This is a genomic window from Trueperaceae bacterium (assembly GCA_019454765.1).
Classification (GTDB): domain Bacteria; phylum Deinococcota; class Deinococci; order Deinococcales; family Trueperaceae; genus JAAYYF01.
This window is the reverse complement of sequence record JACFNR010000026.1, coordinates 1-21238: the sequence shown is the minus strand read 5'-3', so window position 1 is coordinate 21238 and position 21238 is coordinate 1. Positions and strand designations below refer to the sequence as shown.

Annotated in this window: 19 protein-coding genes and 1 riboswitch; of the genes, 7 read left to right on the top strand and 12 right to left on the bottom strand. The window is 70.5% G+C overall.

The features are described from left to right. Nucleotides 1–123: 123 nt before the first annotated feature. From H3C53_08515 to H3C53_08475, 9 genes are all read right to left on the bottom strand, one after another. On the bottom strand, nt 124–882 hold the full coding sequence (locus H3C53_08515; GenBank protein ID MBW7916708.1) for an ABC transporter ATP-binding protein: 759 nt from the start codon (nt 880–882) through the stop codon (nt 124–126). Next, the gene (locus H3C53_08510) at nt 879–1721 is read right to left on the bottom strand and encodes an ABC transporter ATP-binding protein (protein ID MBW7916707.1); all 843 of its coding nucleotides are present in this window, start codon (nt 1719–1721) and stop codon (nt 879–881) included. The genes H3C53_08515 and H3C53_08510 overlap by 4 nt, the downstream gene beginning before the upstream one ends. Further along, a complete protein-coding gene (locus H3C53_08505) occupies nt 1721–3184 on the bottom strand; it encodes a branched-chain amino acid ABC transporter permease (protein MBW7916706.1) in 1464 nt (487 codons plus the stop codon). The genes H3C53_08510 and H3C53_08505 overlap by 1 nt, the downstream gene beginning before the upstream one ends. After that, the gene (locus H3C53_08500) at nt 3181–4296 is read right to left on the bottom strand and encodes a branched-chain amino acid ABC transporter permease (protein MBW7916705.1); all 1116 of its coding nucleotides are present in this window, start codon (nt 4294–4296) and stop codon (nt 3181–3183) included. Before H3C53_08500 ends, H3C53_08505 begins: the two co-directional genes overlap by 4 nt. A gap of 255 nt (nt 4297–4551) precedes the next feature. Beyond that, complete coding sequence (locus H3C53_08495; protein MBW7916704.1) at nt 4552–5694, bottom strand: ABC transporter substrate-binding protein; 1143 nt, start codon at nt 5692–5694, stop codon at nt 4552–4554. A gap of 217 nt (nt 5695–5911) precedes the next feature. Next, entirely contained in the window at nt 5912–6313 is a 402-nt protein-coding gene (locus H3C53_08490) for a DUF302 domain-containing protein (protein ID MBW7916703.1), read from the bottom strand. A gap of 234 nt (nt 6314–6547) precedes the next feature. Then, nucleotides 6548–6853 (bottom strand): hypothetical protein, encoded by a 306-nt coding sequence (locus tag H3C53_08485; protein MBW7916702.1) that lies wholly within the window; start codon nt 6851–6853, stop codon nt 6548–6550. Between the two features lie 185 nt (nt 6854–7038). After that, on the bottom strand, nt 7039–8238 hold the full coding sequence (locus H3C53_08480) for a GNAT family N-acetyltransferase (protein MBW7916701.1): 1200 nt from the start codon (nt 8236–8238) through the stop codon (nt 7039–7041). Beyond that, nucleotides 8225–9808, bottom strand: a complete 1584-nt coding sequence (locus tag H3C53_08475) for a Na/Pi cotransporter family protein (GenBank protein MBW7916700.1) — start codon at nt 9806–9808, stop codon at nt 8225–8227. The genes H3C53_08480 and H3C53_08475 overlap by 14 nt, the downstream gene beginning before the upstream one ends. Nucleotides 9809–10049: 241 nt before the next feature. On the opposite strand from H3C53_08475, the gene H3C53_08470 reads away from it, so the two are divergent. The 5 genes from H3C53_08470 to H3C53_08450 are packed head-to-tail and all read left to right on the top strand — an operon-like array spanning nt 10050 to nt 14618. Further along, nucleotides 10050–11249 (top strand): ABC transporter substrate-binding protein, encoded by a 1200-nt coding sequence (locus H3C53_08470; GenBank protein MBW7916699.1) that lies wholly within the window; start codon nt 10050–10052, stop codon nt 11247–11249. 47 nt (nt 11250–11296) lie between these two features. Further along, nucleotides 11297–12178, top strand: coding sequence for a branched-chain amino acid ABC transporter permease (locus tag H3C53_08465; protein MBW7916698.1), 882 nt, complete (start codon nt 11297–11299; stop codon nt 12176–12178). After that, nucleotides 12175–13152 (top strand): branched-chain amino acid ABC transporter permease, encoded by a 978-nt coding sequence (locus H3C53_08460; protein ID MBW7916697.1) that lies wholly within the window; start codon nt 12175–12177, stop codon nt 13150–13152. The genes H3C53_08465 and H3C53_08460 overlap by 4 nt, the downstream gene beginning before the upstream one ends. Then, a complete protein-coding gene (locus H3C53_08455; GenBank protein ID MBW7916696.1) occupies nt 13130–13852 on the top strand; it encodes an ATP-binding cassette domain-containing protein in 723 nt (240 codons plus the stop codon). The genes H3C53_08460 and H3C53_08455 overlap by 23 nt, the downstream gene beginning before the upstream one ends. A gap of 16 nt (nt 13853–13868) precedes the next feature. Beyond that, nucleotides 13869–14618, top strand: coding sequence for an ABC transporter ATP-binding protein (locus H3C53_08450; protein ID MBW7916695.1), 750 nt, complete (start codon nt 13869–13871; stop codon nt 14616–14618). A 29-nt stretch (nt 14619–14647) separates the two neighbouring features. Here H3C53_08450 and H3C53_08445 read toward each other — a convergent pair whose 3' ends face one another. From H3C53_08445 to H3C53_08435, 3 genes are all read right to left on the bottom strand, one after another. After that, complete coding sequence (locus H3C53_08445) at nt 14648–15607, bottom strand: ribonucleotide-diphosphate reductase subunit beta (protein ID MBW7916694.1); 960 nt, start codon at nt 15605–15607, stop codon at nt 14648–14650. Between the two features lie 62 nt (nt 15608–15669). Continuing rightward, complete coding sequence (locus H3C53_08440; protein MBW7916693.1) at nt 15670–17385, bottom strand: ribonucleoside-diphosphate reductase subunit alpha; 1716 nt, start codon at nt 17383–17385, stop codon at nt 15670–15672. A gap of 64 nt (nt 17386–17449) precedes the next feature. Then, nucleotides 17450–17579, bottom strand: a riboswitch (cobalamin riboswitch). A gap of 85 nt (nt 17580–17664) precedes the next feature. Then, nucleotides 17665–18330 carry a zinc metallopeptidase gene (locus tag H3C53_08435; GenBank protein MBW7916692.1) on the bottom strand — a complete coding sequence of 222 codons (666 nt, stop codon included), beginning with the start codon at nt 18328–18330 and terminating at the stop codon, nt 17665–17667. A 334-nt stretch (nt 18331–18664) separates the two neighbouring features. On the opposite strand from H3C53_08435, the gene H3C53_08430 reads away from it, so the two are divergent. Then, entirely contained in the window at nt 18665–19120 is a 456-nt protein-coding gene (locus H3C53_08430; protein MBW7916691.1) for a cytochrome c, read from the top strand. Between the two features lie 46 nt (nt 19121–19166). Next, nucleotides 19167–21122, top strand: coding sequence for a Sec-dependent nitrous-oxide reductase (gene nosZ, locus H3C53_08425; GenBank protein ID MBW7916690.1), 1956 nt, complete (start codon nt 19167–19169; stop codon nt 21120–21122). Nucleotides 21123–21238: the final 116 nt, after the last annotated feature.

Here is a 21238-nt window from a genome sequence, read left to right as displayed (position 1 = left end):
GAACCCCCGGATAGGGGCCGAATCTACCACCCGGCGGCGTGGGCGGTCCCGTATCACGCCCTCGTCGCGCCTGGCGAACCGCTCCGCGACGCCGAGTACACAGCCGTCCCGCCGCCCACGCCCTCAGGTCTCGCCCAGGTAGGCCCGTTTCATCCCCTCGTCGGCGAGCAGGTCCCGGGCCGGCCCCGAGAGGACCACCTCGCCCGTCTGCAGCACGTAACCGCGGTCTGCTATCGACAGAGCAACGTTCGCGTTCTGCTCGACGACGAACACGCTGATGCCGCGCTCGTTCACCTGCTTGATGATCTCGAAGATGCGCTCCACGAACAAGGGCGCCAGGCCCATGCTCGGTTCGTCCATGAGGATCAGGCGCGGCCGGCTCATGAGCGCGCGCCCCATGGCGAGCATCTGCTGCTCGCCGCCGCTCATGGTGCCGCCCTGCTGGCCGAGCCGCTCGCCCAGGCGGGGGAAGAGCTCGAAGACGTACGCGAGGTCCTCCTCCAACTCGGCGCCGCGCCGACGCAGGTAGGCGCCCATCTCGAGGTTCTCCCGCACCGTCATCTTGGGGAAGATGCGGCGGTTCTCCGGCACGACGGCCATGCCACGGGCGATCCGGTCGGAGGTGGAGAGCGTGTCGGCGCGCTCGCCGCGGAACCACAGCTCGCCCTCGCTCACGTTCACGATCCCGAGGACGGTCTTGAGGGTCGTGCTCTTGCCGCTGGCGTTGCCGCCGAGCAGGCACACCATCTCGCCCGGGTAGATGACCATGTTCACGTGGTGCAGGACGCGGATGGGGCCGTAGTGGGTGGTGACGTCGCGCAGCTCGAGTAGCGGGTCGTGGCGTGGCGCGGCCGCGGGCGAGCGGGAGGCGTCGGCGCTCACGCTCCGCCTCCGCCGTCGTGATCGGCGAACATGCCGTCCGCCGCCTGCGCTCGGGCGACCGCGCTCGTCCTGTCGGAGCGCTTGCCGAGGTACGCCTCGATGACGGCCGGGTCGTTCACGACGTCGGCGTAGGAGCCCTCGGCGAGCTTGCGGCCGTAGTCGAGGACGACCACGCGGTCGCTGATGTCCTTGACGAGGTTCATCTTGTGCTCCACGAGCAGGATGGTGTAGCCGCCCTGGTCGCGCATGCGGCGGATGATCTTGGTGATCTCGCGCGTCTCCTTCGGGTTCATCCCGGCGCTCGGTTCGTCGAGTAGCAGCAGCTTGGCGCCCGTCGCCATGGCGCGCGCCATCTCGGTGCGGCGCCGGTTGGCGTAGGAGAGCACCTCGACCGACTGGTGCAGTCTGAAGCTCATGAGGCGCGGTCCGAAGAAGGCGAGCTTCTCGAGGGCGCGCTCGTGCATGGCGCGCTCCTGCCTGAGGTAGGCGGGCGTGCGGAGGACCGAGCTGAACCAGTTGGAGCGCAGCTTGTGGTGCTGTGGGATGAGCACGTTCTCGAGCACCGTCAGGTTGGTGAAGAGCCGCAGGTTCTGGAAGGTGCGTGCCACGCCGCGGTCGACGATGGCGCTGGGTTTGAGCCCCTTGAGGCTCTTGCCCTCGAAGGTGATGTCGCCGCTGTCGGGCCTGTACACGCCGGTGATGAGGTTGAAGACCGTCGTCTTCCCCGCCCCGTTCGGACCGATGAGGCTGACGATCTCGCCCTGCTCGAGTCTCAACGACAGGTCGGAGATGGCCTGCAGGCCGCCGAACGACTTGTAGACGCTACTCAGCTCGAGCATCAGCCCACCGCCCCTCCGCTCGCCGTGGCGCCGTCATCGTCGTCTTCGTCGTCCACGCCCTGCGCCAGCGAGGCCGCCAGCTCGGGGTTGGTCAGCCAGGCGTCCTGGCGCCGCTCCTCGTCGGTCGGTTCGTCGAGGCGCTCGCGGAAGAGCCCCGACCAGGTGAACTCCCTGCGGCCCATGACGCCGGCGGGCCGCAGGATCATGATGGCGATGAGGAGTATGGAGAGCGTGATGGCGCGCATGCCGAATCCTTGCCACTCGCGCTGCAACGCGGTCGCGCCGGCACCGAACACCCCGAACGCCACGGCCGCCGCGCCCAGCGCCAGCGGCACCCACACGAGCGGGCCGGCCGTGGGCCGCGTTCGCCTGTGGCGGCGCACCAGGTAGGCGACGAGCGCCGTGGCCAGCAGCACGCAACCGAGGGCGACGAGCCACGTCGACAGGGGGTACGCCTCCTCGAGGGGGTCGCCGTACTGCCTGACGACCACCACCAGCGCGGTGCCGATGAGCGCGCCCGTGACGGAGCCGGTGCCGCCCACGCTGATGGCGACCAGGTAGTAGAAGGTCAGGAAGAACAGGAACAGGTCGAGGCGCGCGGTGCCGACCCAGCTGACGTACAGCCCGCCCGACACCCCGGCGAAGAAGGCGGAGATGGCGAAGGCGAGGACCTTGTGGTACGAGGTGTTCACGCCCATGGCCTCGGCCGCGATCTCGTCCTCGCGGATGCCCTGCAGGGCGCGTCCGTACGACGAGTACTTGAGGCGCGCCATCACGAACACGGTTATCGACAGTAGCCCGAACGTCCACCAGAGCGACTTGCCGAAGCCGGTCGGGACGCCCGCGAAGCCGAGGGCGCCGTTGGTGAACGACGACATCATGGGCGTGGAGGCGAGGAGCCTGATGGCCTCGCCGAAGGCGAAGGTGACGATGGCGAGGTAGTCGCCCCGCAGCCGCAGGCTGGGGAAGCCGACGACGACGCCGAACGCGGCCGCCAGGAGCCCGCCGATGAAGAGGGCGATGAGGAAACGCGCCCAGATGGTCTCGGGGGCAGCGAGCGCCTCGAGTCCGAGGGCGCGCGCCCAGTTCTCGACCGAGAGGCCGATGGCGAAGTCCGAGAGGCTCGAGCGCGCCGAGGCGGCGATGTTCTCGCGCTGCGCGGCGGGCAGGATGAGGAGGCCCGTGGCGTAACCGCCTATGAGCATGAAGCCGTGGTGGCCGAGCGACAGGATGCCGGTCACGCCGTTGACGAGGTTGAGGCTGACGGTGGCGATGCCCCAGATGGCGAACAGCGCGAGCACCTGCTTGAGCTTGATGCTGTCGCCGCCGTCGACCAGCGCCAGCAGCAGCACGAGGACGACCATGCCGCCGAGGCTCAGGAGGGTGTTGCGTAGGCGGTTGGCCGTGTAGTGGGGTCGGTAGCCGGCGGCGGCGGGCGTGGCGGCTCCCTTGACGGTGCTCATACCTTCTCCGACAGGTCCTCGCCGACGATCCCGCTCGGTCGGACGAGGAGGATGACGATCATGGCCAGGAAGGCGAACGTGTCCTTGTACTCGGTTATCCCCGCGAAGGCGTGGGTGCGGGGCAGGAGGGCGGTGAGGAAGTTCTCCAGGAAGCCGAGGAGCACGCCGCCCACCACGGCGCCCGGCAGGCTGCCGATGCCGCCGATGACGGCGGCGGCGAACGCCTTGATGCCCGGCAGGATGCCGAAGATGGCGGGCTGGTTGATGCTGCCGAAGGTCATGCCCCACATGACGCCGGCGGCGGCGGCCAGCATGGAGCCGAGCAGGAAGGTGGTGGCTATCACGCGGTCGACGTTCACGCCCATCATGCGGGCGGTCTCGGCGTCCTGCGCCGTCGCGCGCATGGCCTTGCCGAGCCGCGTGCGGGTGACGAACAGGGTGAGGCCCACCACGAGCACGGCCGTCACCACCGGCACGAGAACGACCATCCACGAGGTGTAGAGCGTCTCGCCCAGGACCCCGAACTGGAGCGGTCCCGTGAAGAAGCTCGGCGGCCTGAACGGCGTCTGCCGGTTGGAGAAGGCGAGGATGCCGAAGTTCTGAAGGAAGAAGGACACGGCGATGGCCGTGATGAGCATGGAGTTGCGCGGGGCGCCCCGCAGGGGCTTATAGGCCACCTTGTCGATGGTCACGCCCAGGACGCCCGTGATGAACATGCTGGCGACCATGGCCGCCAGCCAGCCGAGGCGGGTGGAGGCGAGGGCGACGGCCACCACGAGGAACGCCACCCCGCCGCCCGCCAGGACGAGCGGGTCCGTCATGCGGCCGCGCCAGAAGTTGAGGATCTGCATGAAGCCGTAGGTGACGACGAGCGCCACGACGACGGCGACGGGCCAGGCCATGGGCGTGCGGCTGAACAGGAAATAGGCGGCGAAGGCTCCCACCATGAAGACCTCGCCGTGCGCGAAGTTGATCAGGCGGATGATGCCGTAGACCATCGTGTAGCCGAGCGCGATGAGCGCGTAGAGGCTCCCGAGCTGGAACGACCGCACGAAGGCGCCCGCGAAGAACGCGCCGTTGAACGACGGGTCGATGCCGTGAAGATAGAACATGCGCCAGACGATCAGGCCGATGAGCCCGAAGCCGACCGCCCAGGGCAGCCATGAGCGTCTGGTCCTGCTGCTCGCGAGTGAGGAGGCCGACAAGCTGTGCTCCGTTCGGTTAGCGCCCACTGACCGGCGCCCGCAGGCGGCGCGACCTAGCGGCTACGAGCCGCCGGGCGGAGGCTCGCTAAGGGAGCCCCCGCCGCGGCCCGGCGGCGAGGAGGGTCGGGGCCGCCCCAATCCGGGAGCGGCCCGCCTGCCCTGCTACTCGAGCGAGATGCCCCTGAGGGTGACCTTCTCCCAGCTACCGTCGGCCTTGAACTCGTAGGCGTAGAGGCCCATCACGCGGTTGGCGGGCGTGCCGTCGGTGTCGACGTAGGTGATGTCGCCCGACACGCCGGGGAAGTCGACCAGGGCGTTGAGTGCGTCGCGAACGGCCTTGCGGTCGGTGCTGCCGGCGTCGTTGATGGCCTGCCACAGGACCTTGTAGGAGTCGGCGCCGGAGAGCGTGAAGCCGGTGAAGTGATCGTCGGTGTACTGCTTGGCGAAGGCCTCGTGGAACTCGGCGGCGCGCTCGGCGGCGGGGCCTGAGAGAACCTCGGGCTCGCCGAAGCTGGTGAAGGTGAAGCCGTCGAAGGCCTTGCCGCCGCCCTCGGGGCACTGGGTGTCGTCGGAGGCGTCGCCGCCGAGGATGGGCTGGTCGAAGCCCTGCTGGCGGAGCTGCGGGACGAGCGAGGCCGCCTCGGCGCAGAAGCCGGTGTAGTAGATGAAGTCGGGCGAGAAGGAGCGCAGGTTGTTGATCTGCGCCGAGAAGTCGACGTTGTTCGAGGTGTAGTCGAGCACCGTGGTGCTGCCGCCCATCTGCTCGAAGACGTCCTTGAAGAACCCGGCCAGGCCGACGGAGTAGTCGTCGTCCTGCTGGCGGAAGATGGCCGCCTTGCGCGCGCCGGCGTCGTTGTAGGCGTACTGCGCGGCGACGGCGCCCTGGAACTGGTCGGTGTAGGGGATGCGGAAGATGTAGTCGCCGATCTGGGTGGTGGCGGGGTTCGTGGAGCCCGTGGCCACCTGCACGATGCCGGCGGGCTGCATGATCTGCGCCACGGGGATGGAGTGGCTGGAGGAGTACGAGCCGATCACGGCCACGACGCCCTCGTCGACGAAGCGGTTGGCGCACGCCACCGAGCCCTCGACGGTGCTGGCGTTATCGCAGATGGAGAGCTCGACCTTCTTGCCGAGCACCTCGGGCTGCTGGTCGTGCGCGACCTGCACGCCGTAGAGCGTGTCGTTGCCCGTCACGGCCATGCGGCCGGACAGTTCGAGGAACACCCCGATCTTCACGGTGTCTTGCGCCAGCGCCACGCCTCCCATGAGCGCGAGCGCCACGACGGTTACGGCCAGTCGCTTCATATGCGTCCTCTCCGACGACATTGACGGTGTCGCCCCACACGAACGTACGTGTCCGGGCCGAGCGACGAAAGGTGTGCGTCGGACCACTATATCCAGGCGGCGGTTCACGCTGTCAAACGCCGGCGCGGGAGGCGGGGGCGGTTGGCCGAGCTCGACGCGTGCGTCCCGCGACCCGCTCCCGGGCACGCGTAGGGGGCGCGGCCCTCACAACCCGGCCTCAGTCGGCCAGGCCGGCCACCACGCGCCGCAGCTTGGCGCGGGCCTCCCGCACCACGGGCTCGAGTTGCTCCCTGGCCGCGTCGGCCACGACGCCGAACATGGCCTGCGGGTCGACGACGCTCACGTGCGTGGCGCCCGCCACCTCGCGCAGCACGACGTTGCACGGCAGCAACAGGCCGATGTCCCTGTCGGCCTCGAGGGCCTTGTGCGCCAGGGCCGGGTTGCACGCCCCGAGGATCTGGTACGGCTCGATCCTCTCGCCCAGCTTCTCGGCGAGGGTGGCCTCGACGTCGATGTGGGTGAGGACGCCGAACCCTTCGGTCTTGAGCGCGCCGGTTACCCTCTCACGCACCGCGTGGATGGTGCCTGGAACGGTGATGCTGAACCCCAACTCCGACATGGACCTGCTCCTTACCGCCTTCCGGGACGCGGGGCCTAATACCGCCGCGCCCAGGGAGGTCCGGGTCGACGCCGCTGGTGGCGAGCGCCGTAGGCTCCGCGACCAGGCGCATGCGGCGCCTTGGTTCGCGACGTGGCCCCGCGCTAGGGGCCGTCGCCTCAGGCCAGTTATATACCCCAGGGGGGTATCAGGGGTGCCGCCAACGACACTCGCGCCCGCCGACCCGCCCGCGAGCTACGCCGGCCGCGACCCGCTCCCGTCGCGGTCGCGCCGCTCCTGGCGACGTCCGCCATCCCCACCACCGTCGGCGGGCGCACGCTCGGCCGGCTCCCCCTCGGGCGGGTACCAGCGGTCCGGGTGCGGCTGCGCCGGCGCCGGCGGGTCGGACGCCGGGAAGCTGTCATCGAGCGCGTCGTCCAGCTCGTCCTCCTCGGCGATGTCGTCCTGCACCCCCGGCCCGGCCGCGCGCCGCCACGCCCCCACTCCCGCACCGGCGAAGTGCGAGCCGAACCCTGAGCCGTTCGCAGAAGCATGGACCATGTCGCGGCCTCCTCGCCGTAGGTTAGACCCTCGACGCCAACGCGAGCGTGTCGGGTTCGACCTCCCGCGCCGGAGCGCCCCTGGTGAGCGCCAGGCGGAGCCGGGCGCGCCGGCCTAACCAGGCGCGCCTGCCTAACCAGGCGCGCCTGCCGAACCGGGCGCGGCCGCCTCACGACGCGGCGGCCTCACGGCGCGGCGCCGGCGGCGCCGCCGGCGCCCCCGCCCGCCCGCCACTCGCCCCGCAGCAGGCCGTACACCGCCATGTCGAGGTCGGTGCCCCCCACGCTCTGGTCGTGGCGCACCACCCCCTCGAGCACGAACCCCAACCGCTCGGCCACGGCGCGGCTGGGGGCGTTCTCCGCGCCGGCCTGAATCTCGACGCGCTCGAACGGGCGGCCGCCGCAGGCGCCCGACTCGAAGCAGCGCGCCACGATCGCCCGGACGCACCTGGTGACGACGCCGCGGCCCCGCCGCTCGTCGTCGAGCCAGTAGCCCAAGGCGCCGGAGCGCGCGGCCGGATCGACGCTGTGAAGCCCGGCCATGCCGACCACCCGCCCCCGCTCGACGATGAGCGCCTCGAAGCCGTCGCCGCTGCGGACCGCGGGCAGGGCCCGCCCCTCGATGAAGCTCAGTTGCGCCGCCGGGGAGATGCTGTCGGCCCACGGCATCCACGGTCTCAACTGCTCACGGTTGCGCGCGGCCAGGGTGCTGACCTCGCCCGCGTCCCCGCGTTCCGGCAACGCCAGCTCCAGCCCGGCGTCGACCGGCATGGCGAAGCGGCGGCGGGCCGCGGCCACCGGCGTGGCGTCGGCGAACTCCTCACGCAGCAGGCCGTGAACGGCCTGGTCGACGATGTCGCCGCCCACGGTCGCCCGGGCCCGTCGCAACACGGCCTCGAGCCTGAACCCCACTGCGGCGGCCACGCGCGCGCCCTCGCCGTCGGCGGCGCCTTGGCGCAGGCAGACGCGCGCCACGCCCGGCACAGCGAACGCCTGGCGCACCGCGCCCGTCACAGCGACGAGCGCCAGGTCGGGGTCGGCGCCCGCGGCCAACCAGTACCCCAGCTCCACGCTGCCGCTCGCCGCCCGCAGGCCACTCAACCGCACCGCGCCCCACAGCGCTCCCCCGACCACCAGGTCGGCCTCCCAGCCCGTGCCGGCCACGAACTCCGCCAGCGCCAGGTCCGTGTGCGCGCCGGCGCCGGCGCTGCCGGCGGGCACGAGACCCACCGGCGCGGCGGCCAGCCGCACGCTGTTCCTGGCCACCAGCTCGGAGTAGGGCCCCACGTGGTGCGGCTCCCGCAGCCGCAACGCGACGCCGGCCCCCAGGTCGAGGGAGAACCCGTGCCGGGGCCGGCCGGCCGGCTCGCCCTCAGCGCCTGGCATGCTCCTCGATCTCGGCGGCCCACACGGCCACGCGGGTCACGCTGGCGTCCAGGTCCCGCAGCAGCGTGAGGACCTCGAGGTGATGCGAGCTGGAGGCGCGCGACTCGGGCAGCTGCGCCTCCAGCCGCGCCAGGTGAGCGATGCGCATGGTCCCGACGTGGTCCTCGAGCTCCTGGCGACCGGCGACGACGGACTCGGCCATCACGATGTCGCCCGTGGCGAGGGCCGTGAAGGCCGTGCGCATCCGTCCGAGGACCCGCTCGCCCGTCTCCGCCAGCTCGGCCCGCCCCTCCTTGCTGAACTCCACCCCCTCCACGCGCAGCTTCTCCTCGCGCCGCGCCAGGCGCCTGATCTGGTCGCCCATGTGCTCCAGCTCGGTCGCCGTGAGCAGCAGCCGCTCCGACACCGGGTCCTCGCCGTTGGCGCGCCGGATGCGCGCAACGTAGTCGACCACCTGGTGCGTGAGGCGGTCGACCTTCACCTCGCGCGCGGCGATGGGGCCGGGATCCCAGCGCCCGGCGGACAGGTACTCCGTGGCCCGCTCGGTCATCACGGCCACGTGGTCGCTGATGCGCACGGTCTCGCGCCGCGCCAACGCCAGCCCGAGGGGCGGGTCGCCTATCGCCTCGGCCCGCAGGTACTTGGGCGCCGCGTCGTCGTCGGTGAGCGGCACCATCTTGCCGCTCAGCGCCGCGAGCGGCCCGGCCAGGAGGGTCCCCAACAGGGCCGTCCCGAGGTTGAAGAAGGTGTGGACGTTGGCGACCTCGCGAGCACCGCCGCCGCCCACCGCCTCGAGGAGCTCCGTGAACGGTTCCACGAGCAGCACCACGGCGATGGCGCCGAGCGCCAGCACCACCATCTGCATGAGCGCCGTCCGCTGCGCGTTCGAGTCGAAGGTGCGCGACACCATGAGCGGCATGAACGCCGAGCCGGCGTTGCCGCCGACGACGAGCGCCACGGCCGTCTCGAGGGAGATGGCCCCGGCGACGTGCAGGCCGAGGGCCACGGCCGTGGCGGCGTTCGAACTCGACAGCATCATGCCGAGCACCGCGCCGAGCACGAGCACGGCGAGCGGCTGCTGCTCCGCGGCCGCCACGAGCACGTTGAAGGCGTCGCTGCTGCTGAGCCCGGACACCGACTGCACCGTGATGTCGAGGCCGAAGAAGAGCAGGCCGGCGCCGAACAGGAAGCCGCCGACGGCGGCGGCGCGACGCCACATGGCCAGGACGTAGCCGACGCCTACCATGGGCAGCGCGTAGTCGGAGAGGTGGAAGGCGGCGAGCTGCATGGCGAGCGTGGCGCCGAGCTTCGCGCCGAGGAGGAGGGCGATCCCCTCCTTCACGGCCACCAGCCCACCCCCGACGAGGCCGAGGATGGTGATGGCGGTGGCGGTGGCGCTCTGCGTGGCGGCCGCCACGCCGGTGCCCATGAGCAGCGCCACGAGGGGAGAGCGCGTCGCGAACGCCATCCAGCGCCGCGACGCCGGGCCGAGCATGTCCTGCAGCGCGCCGGAGATCCGGTAGATGCCCGTCAGGAACAGCGCGAGCCCGCCAAGCAGGGTCAGCAGCACGGAGACCTCCCGCCTCGCCGGCGCGGGGCTACCGGCCGGGTCCGAAGTGGCGGTGGTGTGGGTGAGGCTGGCTGCAACACGGTGGGTCCGGTCCTACGGATGAATACGGAGTCTACCCCTCCGGGCACCGCGCAAGCTCACCGGCCACGCCGATTTGTACGCCCCACCGTACCTGCGCGCCCGCCGACCGCCGCTCACCCTGGTAACTTGCCGGTGACAGCACAGCAGGGAGGGGCGAAGCATGAAGCGAGCACTCGTCGTCGCGTTCGTTGCGGCGCTGGCCTTGACGGCCGGCGCGGCGTTGGCGCAGGACACCGTCAAGATCGGGGTGATCACGAGCATCACCGGCCGGTTCGCGGAGTTCGGGGAGCAGCACCAGGCCGGCATCAAGGCGGCGCTGGAGGACGTGAACGCCGCCGGCGGCGTGAACGGGCGCACCGTCGAGGTCGTCTACGAGGACGACACCTCCGAGGTCAACGCCGCCCTCACGGCCGGCGAGAAGCTAGTGAACCAGGGGCTGCCGCTCGTCATGGGGGCGTACTCCTCCTCCATCACGGGTCCGCTGGCGCAGTACTTCACGCGCCAGAAGCGACCGTTCGTCGTCTACACGTCGGCAGACGACGCCATCACCAAGCCCGGCTCCGACTGGGTGTTCCGCATCAACCAGCCGTCGTTCGCCTACGCGACCACCCTGTTCGACGTGTTCGACCAGATAAACGCCGAGCGCGGCGCCGGCACCCTCAAGACGGTCGTGACCATCCACGGCAACGGCGCCTTCGAGACCTCCGTCGCGGACGCCGTCGACGAGATGGCCAAGGCGCGCGGCTACACGGTGCTGCAGCGTCAGGACTACGACCAGACGGGCGCCGACTTCCGCCCCATCCTCAACCGCTTCAAGGCCCTCAACCCCGACGTCCTGTTCATGGTGTCTTACGCCGCCGACTCCGTGGCGCTCATGCGTCAGGTGCAGGAGGTCGGCCTGAACGCCAAGGTGTTCGCGGGTGGCGCCGCCGGCTTCGCGCTGCCGGGCTTCATCGAGGGCGCCGGCCCGGCCGCCGACTACGTGTACACCGCCACCATGTGGACCAAGGACGTCCCGTACCCGGGCGCGGCCGAGCTGAACGAGCGCCTGAGCGCCATCCTCGGGCGCACGCCGTCCTACCACGCCGCCGAGGCGTACGTCGCCATCATCACGGCCGTGGACGCCCTGTCGCGCGCCGCCTCCTTCGAGCCCGACGACGTGCGCGCCGCCCTGCGCGCCACCGACCTCCCCGACACGGTGTTCGGGCCGATCACCTTCGAGGACTACGCCGGGTACAAGAACCAGGCGCCGCTGCCGGCCGTCGCCGAGCAGGTGGTGAACGGCGAGTTCGTGACGGTGTTCGTCAACGGCAAGGTGGTCAACGACCTGCTCGAGACCCCCGCCTGGGACGCGCGTTGACGCTCACCTGACTTGCTGACGACCACGCACGAAGGGAGCCGGTGACCTTGGAGGGGCTGGCTCCCTTCCTCCAGAACCTGACGGGCGGCCTCCTGATCGGCGGCATCTACGCGCTGATCGGCGTCGGGCTGTCGCTCATCTTCGGGGTCATGCGCGTGATCAACTTCGCGCACGGCGAGTTCGTGGCCGTGGGAATCTACACCGCCATCGTCTGCTTCAAGTACCTGGGGCTCGACCCGTACGTCTCCCTCCTGGTGGCCGCCCCCCTCGGCTTCGTGGTCGGCGCCCTCCTGCAGCGCACCGTGCTCACGCGCCTCATCGACGCTCCGCCCGACGCCACCCTGCTCGCCACCCTCGGCCTGGCGCTGGTGATCTCGAACGTGCTGTTCCTCGTCTTCGGCGCCGAGCCCATGTCCATCTACGTGCCGTACGCCACGGCGACCGTCACGGTGGCGGGCGTGCGCCTGCCGGTGGCGCAGCTCATCGCCGGCGCGCTCACCGTGGCATCGATCGTGGCGTTGTGGCTCGTGCTCACCCGCACCGAGTTCGGCCGCGCCGTGCGCGCCACGGCCCAGAACCGCCTTGGCGCCGAGCTGGTCGGCATCGACACGCCGCGCATCCACGCCCTCGTCTTCGGGCTCGGCATGGCGGTGGCCATGTGCGCCGGCGTGATCCTCGCGCCCCTGCTGTTCGCGGTGCCGACGGTCGGCTCCGGTTACACGCTCAAGGCGTTCGTCGTGACGGTGCTTGGCGGGCTGGGCAGCGTGCCGGGTGCCATCGGCGGCGGGCTCCTGCTCGGGGTCGTCGAGTTCATGGGCGCCTCCTACCTCTCCTCCGGTTACCGCGACGCCTACGGCCTGCTGGCGTTCCTCCTCGTCCTGCTCCTGCGCCCCGAGGGGCTGTTCGGGCGCACGGTGAAACGCGTATGACCGGCGGGCGCGGCCGCGGCGAGGCGGGCAGCTGGTTGGGCCTTGGCGTCGTGGCGGCGGCCGGCGTCGCCTGGTACCTCCTCTTCCCCAGCTCGCTCTCGCTCGGCATCGGCCTGCTGCTCCTGGCCGGCTGGGCGAGCGCCTGGGACCTCCTGGGCGGCTGGACGGGCCAGACGAGCCTCGGTCACGCCGCCTTCGTGGGGCTCGGCGCCTACACGGTGGCCGTCACGGCGGGCAAGTTCGACCTGGCGCCCTGGTGGGGCGCCCTACTCGCCGTCCTGCTCGCCGCCGTCCTGGCGTTCCTGTGGGGTCGCCTCACCTTCGGGTTGCGGGGCGCCTACTTCGTGCTGTCCACCATCGCCGTCGCCGAGATCCTGCGCCTCGTGGCCATCAACGAGCGCGGGCTCACCGGCGGCGCCGTCGGCATCTTCATCTTCGACCTGAAGGAGCCGTTCGGCCTCGACCTGTTCAGCCGCCACACGGAGTTCTGGCTCGCGCTCGCCTACCTGCTGCTGGTCCTGGTGGTGGTGCTGGCGGTCACGCGCGGAAAGCTCGGTTACCAGATGCGCGCCGTGCGCGAGGACGAGGAGGCGGCCCAGGCGGCCGGCATCGACCCGGTGGCGGTGAAGTCGTGGGCCTTCGTCCTGTCCGGCGGCCTCACGGCGCTTGGCGGCTGCATCTACGGCGTCTTCCTCTCGGCGCTGCAACCGCAACCGATGTTCGAGCTGCACCTGAGCGTTCGCATAGCGCTCGTCGCCATCATCGGTGGGCGGGGCACCCTGTTCGGCCCCCTCGTCGGCGCGGCGCTCCTCACCCTGGCGGGCGAGGCGTTCCGCACCGCCTTCGCCCAGGCCAACCTGCTCATCTACGGGCTCCTCATCGTGATGGTGGTCCTGTTCGTGCCGCGGGGGTTGATGGGCGCCCTGCGGGCGCGGACCGTCCGGAGGCGGTATGTCGAGAGCTCTGGAGGCTGAGCGCGTCACGGTGCAGTTCGGCGGCCTGATCGCCGTGAACGACGTGTCGCTCGCCGTGGACGAAGGCAGTATCGTCGGCATCATCGGCCCCAACGGCGCCGGCAAGTCGACGCTCTTCAACGCCCTCAGCGGCTACGCCAGGACGCGGCGCGGGACGGTGCGCCTCTTCGGGCGCGACGTAGGGCGCCTGGCGCCCTACGCGCGCACGCGCCTGGGCATGGGCCGCACCTTCCAGATAGAGCGCCCCTTCGAGGGACTAACGGTGCTCGAGAACGTGCTCATCCCGGCGTTCCTGCGAGCCCCGGGGCGCGCGGCCGCCGAGCGGGCGGCGCACCACGCGCTCGAGCTCGTGGGCCTCGCCGACCGCGCGCTGCAGCCGTCCGCCGACCTCAACCTCGCGCGGCGCAGGCGGCTCGAGCTCGCCAGGGCGTTGGCGGTCGAGCCACGCGTCCTCTTCCTCGACGAGCTGATGGCCGGCCTCAACCCGCCCGCGCTCAAGGAGATGATCGGTTTCGTGCGCTCCCTGGCCGAGGGCGGCATGGCGGTGGTGCTGGTGGAGCACATCATGCAGGCCGTCACCGAGCTGTGCGAGGAGGTCGTGGTGCTCGCGTTCGGCGAGAAGATCGCCCACGGCGCCCCCGCCGTGGTCATGAACGACGAGCGCGTGGTGGAGGCGTACCTCGGGGGCGCCGATGAGTGAGGGCTCTCAGGGGACGATGAGCTCGCTGGGCGCTCCGGAGGCGCCGCCGAGTCCCGAGCCCGTCCTGTCGGTGGTCGACGCCGACCTCGGCTACGGCGAGCTGCAGGTGGTCTTCGGCGTCTCCCTTCACGTGGGGGCCGGCGAGCTGGTGGGGCTCGTCGGCGGGAACGGCAGCGGCAAGTCGACCATCCTGCGCGCGGTGTCGGGGATGATCCGGCCGCGCCGCGGCCGCGTCCTGCTGGCGGGCGAGGACGTCACGGGCCTGAGGCCCCACGACCTGGCGCTGCGCGGCCTGGCCCACGTCCCCATGGGCCGCCAGCTCTTCGGCGACATGACGGTCGAGGAGAACCTGGCGCTCGGCGCCTACCTGCCGCCGGCGCGGGCTCGGCGCGCCGAGGGGTTCGCGCGCGTGTACGCACTCTTCCCGGACCTGCACGCCAAGCGCCGCGTGCCGGCCGGCGCCCTGTCGGGCGGGCAGCAGCAGATGGTGGCCATCGGCCGGGCCCTCATGCTGCACCCGAAGGTGCTCATCATGGACGAGCCCAGCCTCGGCCTGGCGCCCCTGCTCGTACGCGAGGTGATGCACGTCGTCTCGGGCGTCGCCGCGACCGGGCTACCCATCCTGCTCGTGGAGCAGAACGTGACGCAGGTCCTCAAGATCAGTAGCCGCGCCTACGTGCTGGAGCACGGGCGCATCGTCTTGGAGGGAGCCTCGGCGCAGCTGCGCGGCGACCCGATGATACGGCGGGCCTACCTCGGGCTCTGACCTTGGCGGCGCCCGGCGGCACCGGGCAGTCAGCCGAACAGGTCGTCGCTCGTGATCGGTTTCGTCTTCTTGGCGTAGGCGGTCGGGCGCTTGTGGAAGAAGTCGTAATGCTTGCCGGCCAGCACCTCCTCGTCGAACCAGAGGCTTCGCGCCACCAGGGCCGGATCGGGCTCGAAGATCGGCGCGAGGCCCACGGCCGCCAGGGCAGCGTCGAAGCGCTGCATGACGAAGGCGTCGATGACCTCGCGCGGCAGGAAGTCGAGCTCGCCCGCCTCCAGGATCCAGTCGAGCACGATCGTCTCGGCCGCGTAGGCGTCGCGGCACGCCGAGGCCACGCGCGCGTCGAAGTCGGCGTCGAACCAACCGGGGTTCTCCTCGCGCAGGAGCCTCACGAGGTGGTAGCCGAACTGGCCGTGGAGCTGCTCCTCCTTGCTGGTCGCCTCCACGATGTTGGCGACGCCCTTGAACAGGTTCTTGTGCCTGTCGAACGCCTTCATGATCAGGAACTGGCTGAAGAGGCTCACGTGCTCGGTGAAGGCGCTGAACAGGAGGAGCTCGAGCGCCGCCTCGCGCCCCGCCTCCGCGCCCGCCGCCTGCCGCGGCCGGGCAAGGTGCGCGTCGAGCAGGTCGAGGCGCGCACGCAGCGGGCTGGCGTCCAGGCGCGCGAACTCGCCGTTCAGGCCCAGGACGTCGAGCAGGTGCGCGTACGCGTCCTGGTGCCTGACCTCGCTCTCCGCGAACGTGTACCCGACGGCGCCGATCTCGGGCTTCGGGTAGCGCTTGTGGAGGTCGCCCCAGAACGTCTTGACGGCCACCTCCACCTGCGAGATCGCCAGCATGGCGTTCTTGATGGCGCTCCTTTCCACCTCAGTCACGCGGGCGTGGAAGTCGTGGACGTCCTCGGTGAGGTTGTACTCGGTGTGGAGCCAGTAGGAGTGCCTGATGGCGTCGCGGTAGTCGAGGAGCTCCGGGTACTCGGCGGGCCGCAGCTCGCGACGGGGGACGTCGAGGCGCCTGCCGCCCGTCGTCGCGGCGCCGACCACGGCCCCGCTCACGCCTCGCAGCTCGAGCACACGAGGAGGTCGCGGTTGAACGCCTGGGCGGCGTTGATGCTGTGCTGGTAGTAGAGGCTCTTCACGCCCCGGCGCCACGCCTCCAGGTGGAGCGCGTTCAGGTCCTTCGTGGGCGTGGCCGGATGCACCATCAGGTTGAGCGACTGCCCCTGGTCGATGTACTCCTGCCGCTGCCCGGCCTGCACGACCAGGTCGAGCTGGCTCACCTCCGAGAACGTGGCGAAGACGGCCTTCTCCTCGTCGTCCAGTGAGTCGAGGTGCTGGACGCTGCCGTCGTGCTCGAGGACGCTGCGCCACACGGCGGGGGTGTCGGCGTCGCGCTCGGCCAGGAGCGCCTGCAGCGCGGGGTTGCGGTAGGTGGTGACGGACTTGGCGAGGTCGCGGACGTAGTAGTTGGAGCGGAGCGGTTCGATCGACTGCGACACCTGCCCGAGGATGAACGAGCTCGAGGTGGTGGGCGCGACGGCCATGAGGGTGGCGTTGCGGCGCCCGTAGCCCTCGAGCAGCGCCGGTTCGCCGTAGCGCCGGGCCAGCTCGGCGCTGGCGCCGTCGGCCGCCTCGCGGACCGTCTTGAAGACCCGCTTGTTGAGCGCGGCGGCGGTCAGGCTGCCGAGGGCAACGAACCGCGCCTGGAGGTAGCTGTGCCACCCCAGCACGCCCAGCCCGAGCGCGCGGTGGCGCTCCGCGAAGCGGCGGGCCCGCGCCAGGTGCGGCAGGGTGGCGGCCTTGGCGATGAACTCGCTCATGACGGCGTCGAGGAAGTACACGAGCGTGGCCACCGCGTCGGTGTCCTGCCACTCGTCGAAGTGGAGCAGGTTCATGCTGGAGAGGCAGCAGACGAACGACTCGTCCTCGCTCACGGGCAGGGCGATCTCGCTGCAGAGGTTGCTGGAGCGGATGGGCAGGCCGCGGTCGCGGTAGACGTCGGCGGCGCCCCTGTTCGTGTTGCCTTCGAACAGCACGTAGGGTAGCCCCACCTCGCTGCGCTTCTGCAGCACGCGCGCCCACAGCTCGCGCTTGTCGCGGTCGCCAGCGATCATGGCCTCGAGCCAGGCGTCGCCCACGGTGACGCCGAAGAAGAGGTTCTGGATGAGGTTGCCGTCGGAACGGATCTCGAGGAACTCGCGAACGTCGGGGTGGTCGATGGGCAGGTAGGCAGCGAAGGAGCCGCGGCGCGTGGCGCCCTGCTTGGTGACGTCGATGAGGGTGTCGAAGAGGCGCATGAAGTTCACGGCGCCCTCCGACTGGCCGTTGTGGCGGATGGGGCTACCCCGGCCCCGGAGGTCGCCGAAGTAGGCGCTCGTCCCACCCCCGTACTTGCTCATCATGCCGACCTCGGCGGCCGCCCCCAGGATGCCCTCCATGCTGTCGGGCACGTAAGTTCCGAAGCAGGATATCGGGAGCCCGCGGTCGAGGCCGAAGTTCGCCCACACGGGCGACGCCAGGGAGTACCAGCCGCGCCCCAGGTAATCGAGGAAGCGCTCGGCGAAGCCCGGCATGCCTGGCAGGAGCTCCTCGGCGCGCTGGGCGATCTGGCGCAGGCGCGCCTCCGGCGTGACGCCCGGCAGGAGGTAGCCGCCGGCGAGGAACTCGCGGCTCTGTTGGTTGAGCCACGCGAACGGCTGCCTCGCGGCGCGCGCCGCGCCGCGCCGCGGCCGCGCCGGCCGGGAGGGCGCCGGCCCGCCGAGGTGCACGGGGTCGTTCGTCGTCTTGTCAGTGTGGAGCACGGCTTACCGCCTTCCGCCCTTCCGTCGAGGGCAACGGGACTCACCGTGCAGCGGGTAGCCGGGCTCGGCGCCATGGTGGCGGCCTTACCGTTGCGGGACAGCGCTGGACTCTCACCAGCTTCCCCCACCGCCCATTCGGGGCGGCCCCGGCGCGCTTGGGTCGCGCCGCCGGGCTCTGCGCGGTCACGTACTACTTAAAGGAGCACGCTCCGCGCAGCATACAACATCTTGTAGGGCGGGCCGGCCTCAGTCGCGCGAGCCCAGGAACATCGAGAGGTAGTAGAGCAGGTACATGACGGAAGCCGCCGCGGCGGCCACGTAGGTGAGGGCGGCGGCGTTGAGGACCTGCTTCGTGCCGGCGACCTCGCCGCTGGTCGCCAGGCCCAGGCGCGCGAGCTCCGCTCCGGCGCGTCGGCTGGCGTCGTACTCCACGGGCAACGTGACGACCTGGAAGAGGACGGCCAGTCCGAATAGCACGATGCCAAGTTGGATCATGCCCATGGCGCCGAGCATGGCGCCCAGGACGATGATCCACGGCGCGAAGCGCGACCCGATGTTGGCGGCCGGCACGAGCGCCGTGCGGAACCGCAGGGGCGCGTAGGCGTGGGCGTGCTGGATGGCGTGCCCGACCTCGTGCGCCGCCACGGCGTGCGCGGCCACGCTGGCACCGCGGTGGTTGACGGCCGACAGGCGCACCACCCTGTGCGACGGATCGTAATGGTCGGTGAGTTGACCCGGCACCTCCTCGATGCTCACGTCGGTGAGGCCGTTGGCGTCGAGGATGGCGCGGGCGGTCTGCGCGCCCGTGAGCCCCGACACGGTGGGCGCCGCCTGCCAGCGGGCGTAGGTGTTGCGCAGGTATAGCTGCACCAGCACGGTGGCGGCCATCGTCACTATGAAGATCAGCAACATGCGAGTCGTCTCCTCCGCGTGCGCCGGGCGGCGGACCGGAGCGGTCGTCCGGCCCTCCGCGGGGCGCCACCAACGAGGGTACACGCTCGTCGGCCCCGCGGCATGAGTCCGCGCGACCGGGCCGGTTCGGCCACGGTTAGACCGCACATACGGCAACGGAACACCCCACCGGCGCGGAAGCGCACCCCACTGCGACCAACATCGCGGATGTGGGCCGCACCGCGGGCAGATGTGGGGCAGATGTGGGGTCTAAAGTCCCTAGGCCCCCTTCCGCGACGCTCCTAATGTGGACGGAACGGTCCAGGATGGACGTTCACAACATGGAGGTGTCCGGATGTTCGGTGCAAGACGCTCTGGCCGCGCCCTTTCGCGGTCCCCGCTACTGATGCTGCTCGCCGCGCTCGCGCTGGTGGCGGCGGCGGCCTTCGCCCAAGAGGCCAAGGAGCTCCCCAAGGGGATCGGCCCCATCCAGGAGCTCGTGCTCCCCGACACGATCGACGACGCCCTCGCCGCCGAGGGCGAGGCGACCTTCGTCGCCTTCTGCTCCGCCTGCCACAAGTTCGGCGAGCGCTACGTGGGACCCGACATGGCGGGCGTCACCGTGCGGCGCTCCCCCGAGTGGATCATGAACATGATCCTCAACACGAACGAGATGATCTTCCAAGACGAGACTGCCTACGAGCTCCTCGCCGAGTACATGACGCCCATGGCGCAACTCCCCCTCACGGAAGAGCAGGTCCGCGGCATCCTCGAGTACTTCCGCCAGGTCGATAGGGACCTGGGGCTCTGACGACTCGAGACCGGCGACCTAGTTCGAGCGCAAAAGGAGTGGAACGATGAAGAAACGCAGGTTGGTCCTAGTGTTGCTGGGCTTCGCCGTCCTCGCGGCCGGTCTGGTGCTGGCGCAAGGTGCACGGAACCAGGCGCGCACGGCGAGCGACGCCGCGAGCCGCACCTTCGTGCCGCCGGGCGAGCACGACGAGTTCTACGGCTTCTTCTCCGGCGGCTTCAACGGGCAGCTCAGCGTGGTCGGCCTGCCTTCCGGGCGCACGATCAAGAACATCCCGGTCTTCTCCCAGTACGGCGAGAACGGCTACGGCTACTCGGAAGAGACCAAGGCCTTCATGAACACCTCGCACGGCCCCGTCTACTGGGACGACTCGCACCACCCCGAGCTCTCCATGACCAACGGGGTGCCTGACGGTCGCTGGATCTTCATCAACGGCAACAACACCCCGCGCATCGCCAGGATCGACCTCTCCACCTTCGAGACGGTCGAGATCATCGAGATCCCCAACATCGCCGGCAACCACCCCTCGCCATTCACCACCATGAACAGCGAGTACGTCGTGGCCGGCACGCGCTTCAGCGTGCCCGTCCCGCAGCGCGACATGCCGATCGCCGACTACAAGGGCAACTTCAAGGGCATGCTCACCTTCGTGTCGGTTGAACCCACCTCGGGCGAGATGGACGTGGCGTTCCAGATCATGATGCCGGGCTTCGACTACGACCTGGCGCACTGCGGCAAGGGCCCCTCGGCCGACTGGTGCTTCTTCTCGTCCTACAACAGCGAGGAGTCCCACACCCTGCTCGAGGTGAACGCCTCGCAGCACGACAAGGACTTCGTCACGGCCGTCAACTGGCGTCGCGCCGAGCAGTGCGTCGCCGAGGGCCTGGCCACCGACTTCCCGTCGTACTACGCCCGCAACCGCCTGAACGAGAAGACCCACACCGCCGAGACGACCTGGGGCGACAGCGTCAAGGTCCTCCAGCCCGAGGACTGCTCGGACCTCGTGTACTTCCTGCCAACGCCCAAGTCGCCGCACGGCGTGGACGTCGACCCGACGGGCAGGTTCATCGTCCCTGGCGGCAAGCTCTCCGCCACCATCGCCGTCCACAGCTTCGAGAAGATGCTCGCCGCCATCGAGGGCAAGAAGTTCGAGGGCGAGTCGTACGGCGTGCCCATCCTCGCGTTCGACGAGATCGTGGCCGGCCAGGTGGAGCGCGCCTGCTTGGGTCCGCTACACAACGAGTTCGACAGCAAGGGCAACGTCTACTCCAGCTGCTTCATCACCTCCGAGATCATCAAGTGGAACCTCAAGGACTTCCAGGTCACCGACCGCATCCCCGTCTACTACTCCATCGGTCACCTGATGATCCCCGGCGGCGACAGCATGAAGCCGTGGGACAAGTACGTGGTGGCGCTCAACAAGATCACCAAGGACCGCTACCTCCCGACGGGCCCCGAGCTCACCCAGTCGGCGCAGCTCATCGACATCAACGGCAACACCATGCAGATGCTCCTCGACTTCCCGACGCTGGGCGAGCCGCACTACGCCCAGGCCCTACCGGCCGAGCTCGTGGCGCCCAACAGCAAGCTCATCTACGACCTGGCCGCCAACGAGCACCCGTACGTCGTGAAGAGCGAGGCCGAGACGAAGGTCGTGCGTGACGGCACCGACGTGCACGTCTACATGAGCTCCATCCGCTCGCACTTCGCGCCCGACAACATCGAGGGCGTCAAGGTCGGCGACACCGTCTACTGGCACGTCACCAACCTCGAACAGGACTGGGACGTCCCCCACGGCTTCGCCGTCCAGGGCATGCAGGACGCCAACATCCTGATCAAGCCCGGCCAGACCCTCACCGTCACCTGGAAGCCCACCAAGGAGGGCGTCTACCCCTTCTACTGCACCGACTTCTGCTCGGCGCTGCACCAGGAGATGCAGGGCTACGTGCGCGTGTCGCCCGCGGACTCGGACGTGCCCCTCACCTGGAGCCTAGGCCTCTGACCCCACCCGCGGCGCGCCGCCGCGGGCGGCCGCGCCGCCCCCGCCCCCCCGGGCCGCCCGACCGGCGCCGGAAACCAGCCGCCCCCCCCCGGCCCCCGGCCGGGGCCCCGGCCCCC

Coding starts and splice junctions, on each gene's coding strand:
- H3C53_08480 (MBW7916701.1), bottom strand. CDS start 8,238: ATGCCAGGCGCTGAGGGCGAGCCGGCCGGCCGGCCCCGGCACGGGTTC.
- H3C53_08485 (MBW7916702.1), bottom strand. CDS start 6,853: ATGGTCCATGCTTCTGCGAACGGCTCAGGGTTCGGCTCGCACTTCGCC.
- H3C53_08510 (MBW7916707.1), bottom strand. CDS start 1,721: ATGCTCGAGCTGAGTAGCGTCTACAAGTCGTTCGGCGGCCTGCAGGCC.
- H3C53_08505 (MBW7916706.1), bottom strand. CDS start 3,184: ATGAGCACCGTCAAGGGAGCCGCCACGCCCGCCGCCGCCGGCTACCGA.
- H3C53_08470 (MBW7916699.1), top strand. CDS start 10,050: ATGAAGCGAGCACTCGTCGTCGCGTTCGTTGCGGCGCTGGCCTTGACG.
- H3C53_08435 (MBW7916692.1), bottom strand. CDS start 18,330: ATGTTGCTGATCTTCATAGTGACGATGGCCGCCACCGTGCTGGTGCAG.
- H3C53_08455 (MBW7916696.1), top strand. CDS start 13,130: ATGTCGAGAGCTCTGGAGGCTGAGCGCGTCACGGTGCAGTTCGGCGGC.
- H3C53_08490 (MBW7916703.1), bottom strand. CDS start 6,313: ATGTCGGAGTTGGGGTTCAGCATCACCGTTCCAGGCACCATCCACGCG.
- H3C53_08430 (MBW7916691.1), top strand. CDS start 18,665: ATGTTCGGTGCAAGACGCTCTGGCCGCGCCCTTTCGCGGTCCCCGCTA.
- H3C53_08495 (MBW7916704.1), bottom strand. CDS start 5,694: ATGAAGCGACTGGCCGTAACCGTCGTGGCGCTCGCGCTCATGGGAGGC.
- H3C53_08500 (MBW7916705.1), bottom strand. CDS start 4,296: ATGTTCTATCTTCACGGCATCGACCCGTCGTTCAACGGCGCGTTCTTC.
- H3C53_08450 (MBW7916695.1), top strand. CDS start 13,869: ATGAGCTCGCTGGGCGCTCCGGAGGCGCCGCCGAGTCCCGAGCCCGTC.
- nosZ (MBW7916690.1), top strand. CDS start 19,167: ATGAAGAAACGCAGGTTGGTCCTAGTGTTGCTGGGCTTCGCCGTCCTC.
- H3C53_08460 (MBW7916697.1), top strand. CDS start 12,175: ATGACCGGCGGGCGCGGCCGCGGCGAGGCGGGCAGCTGGTTGGGCCTT.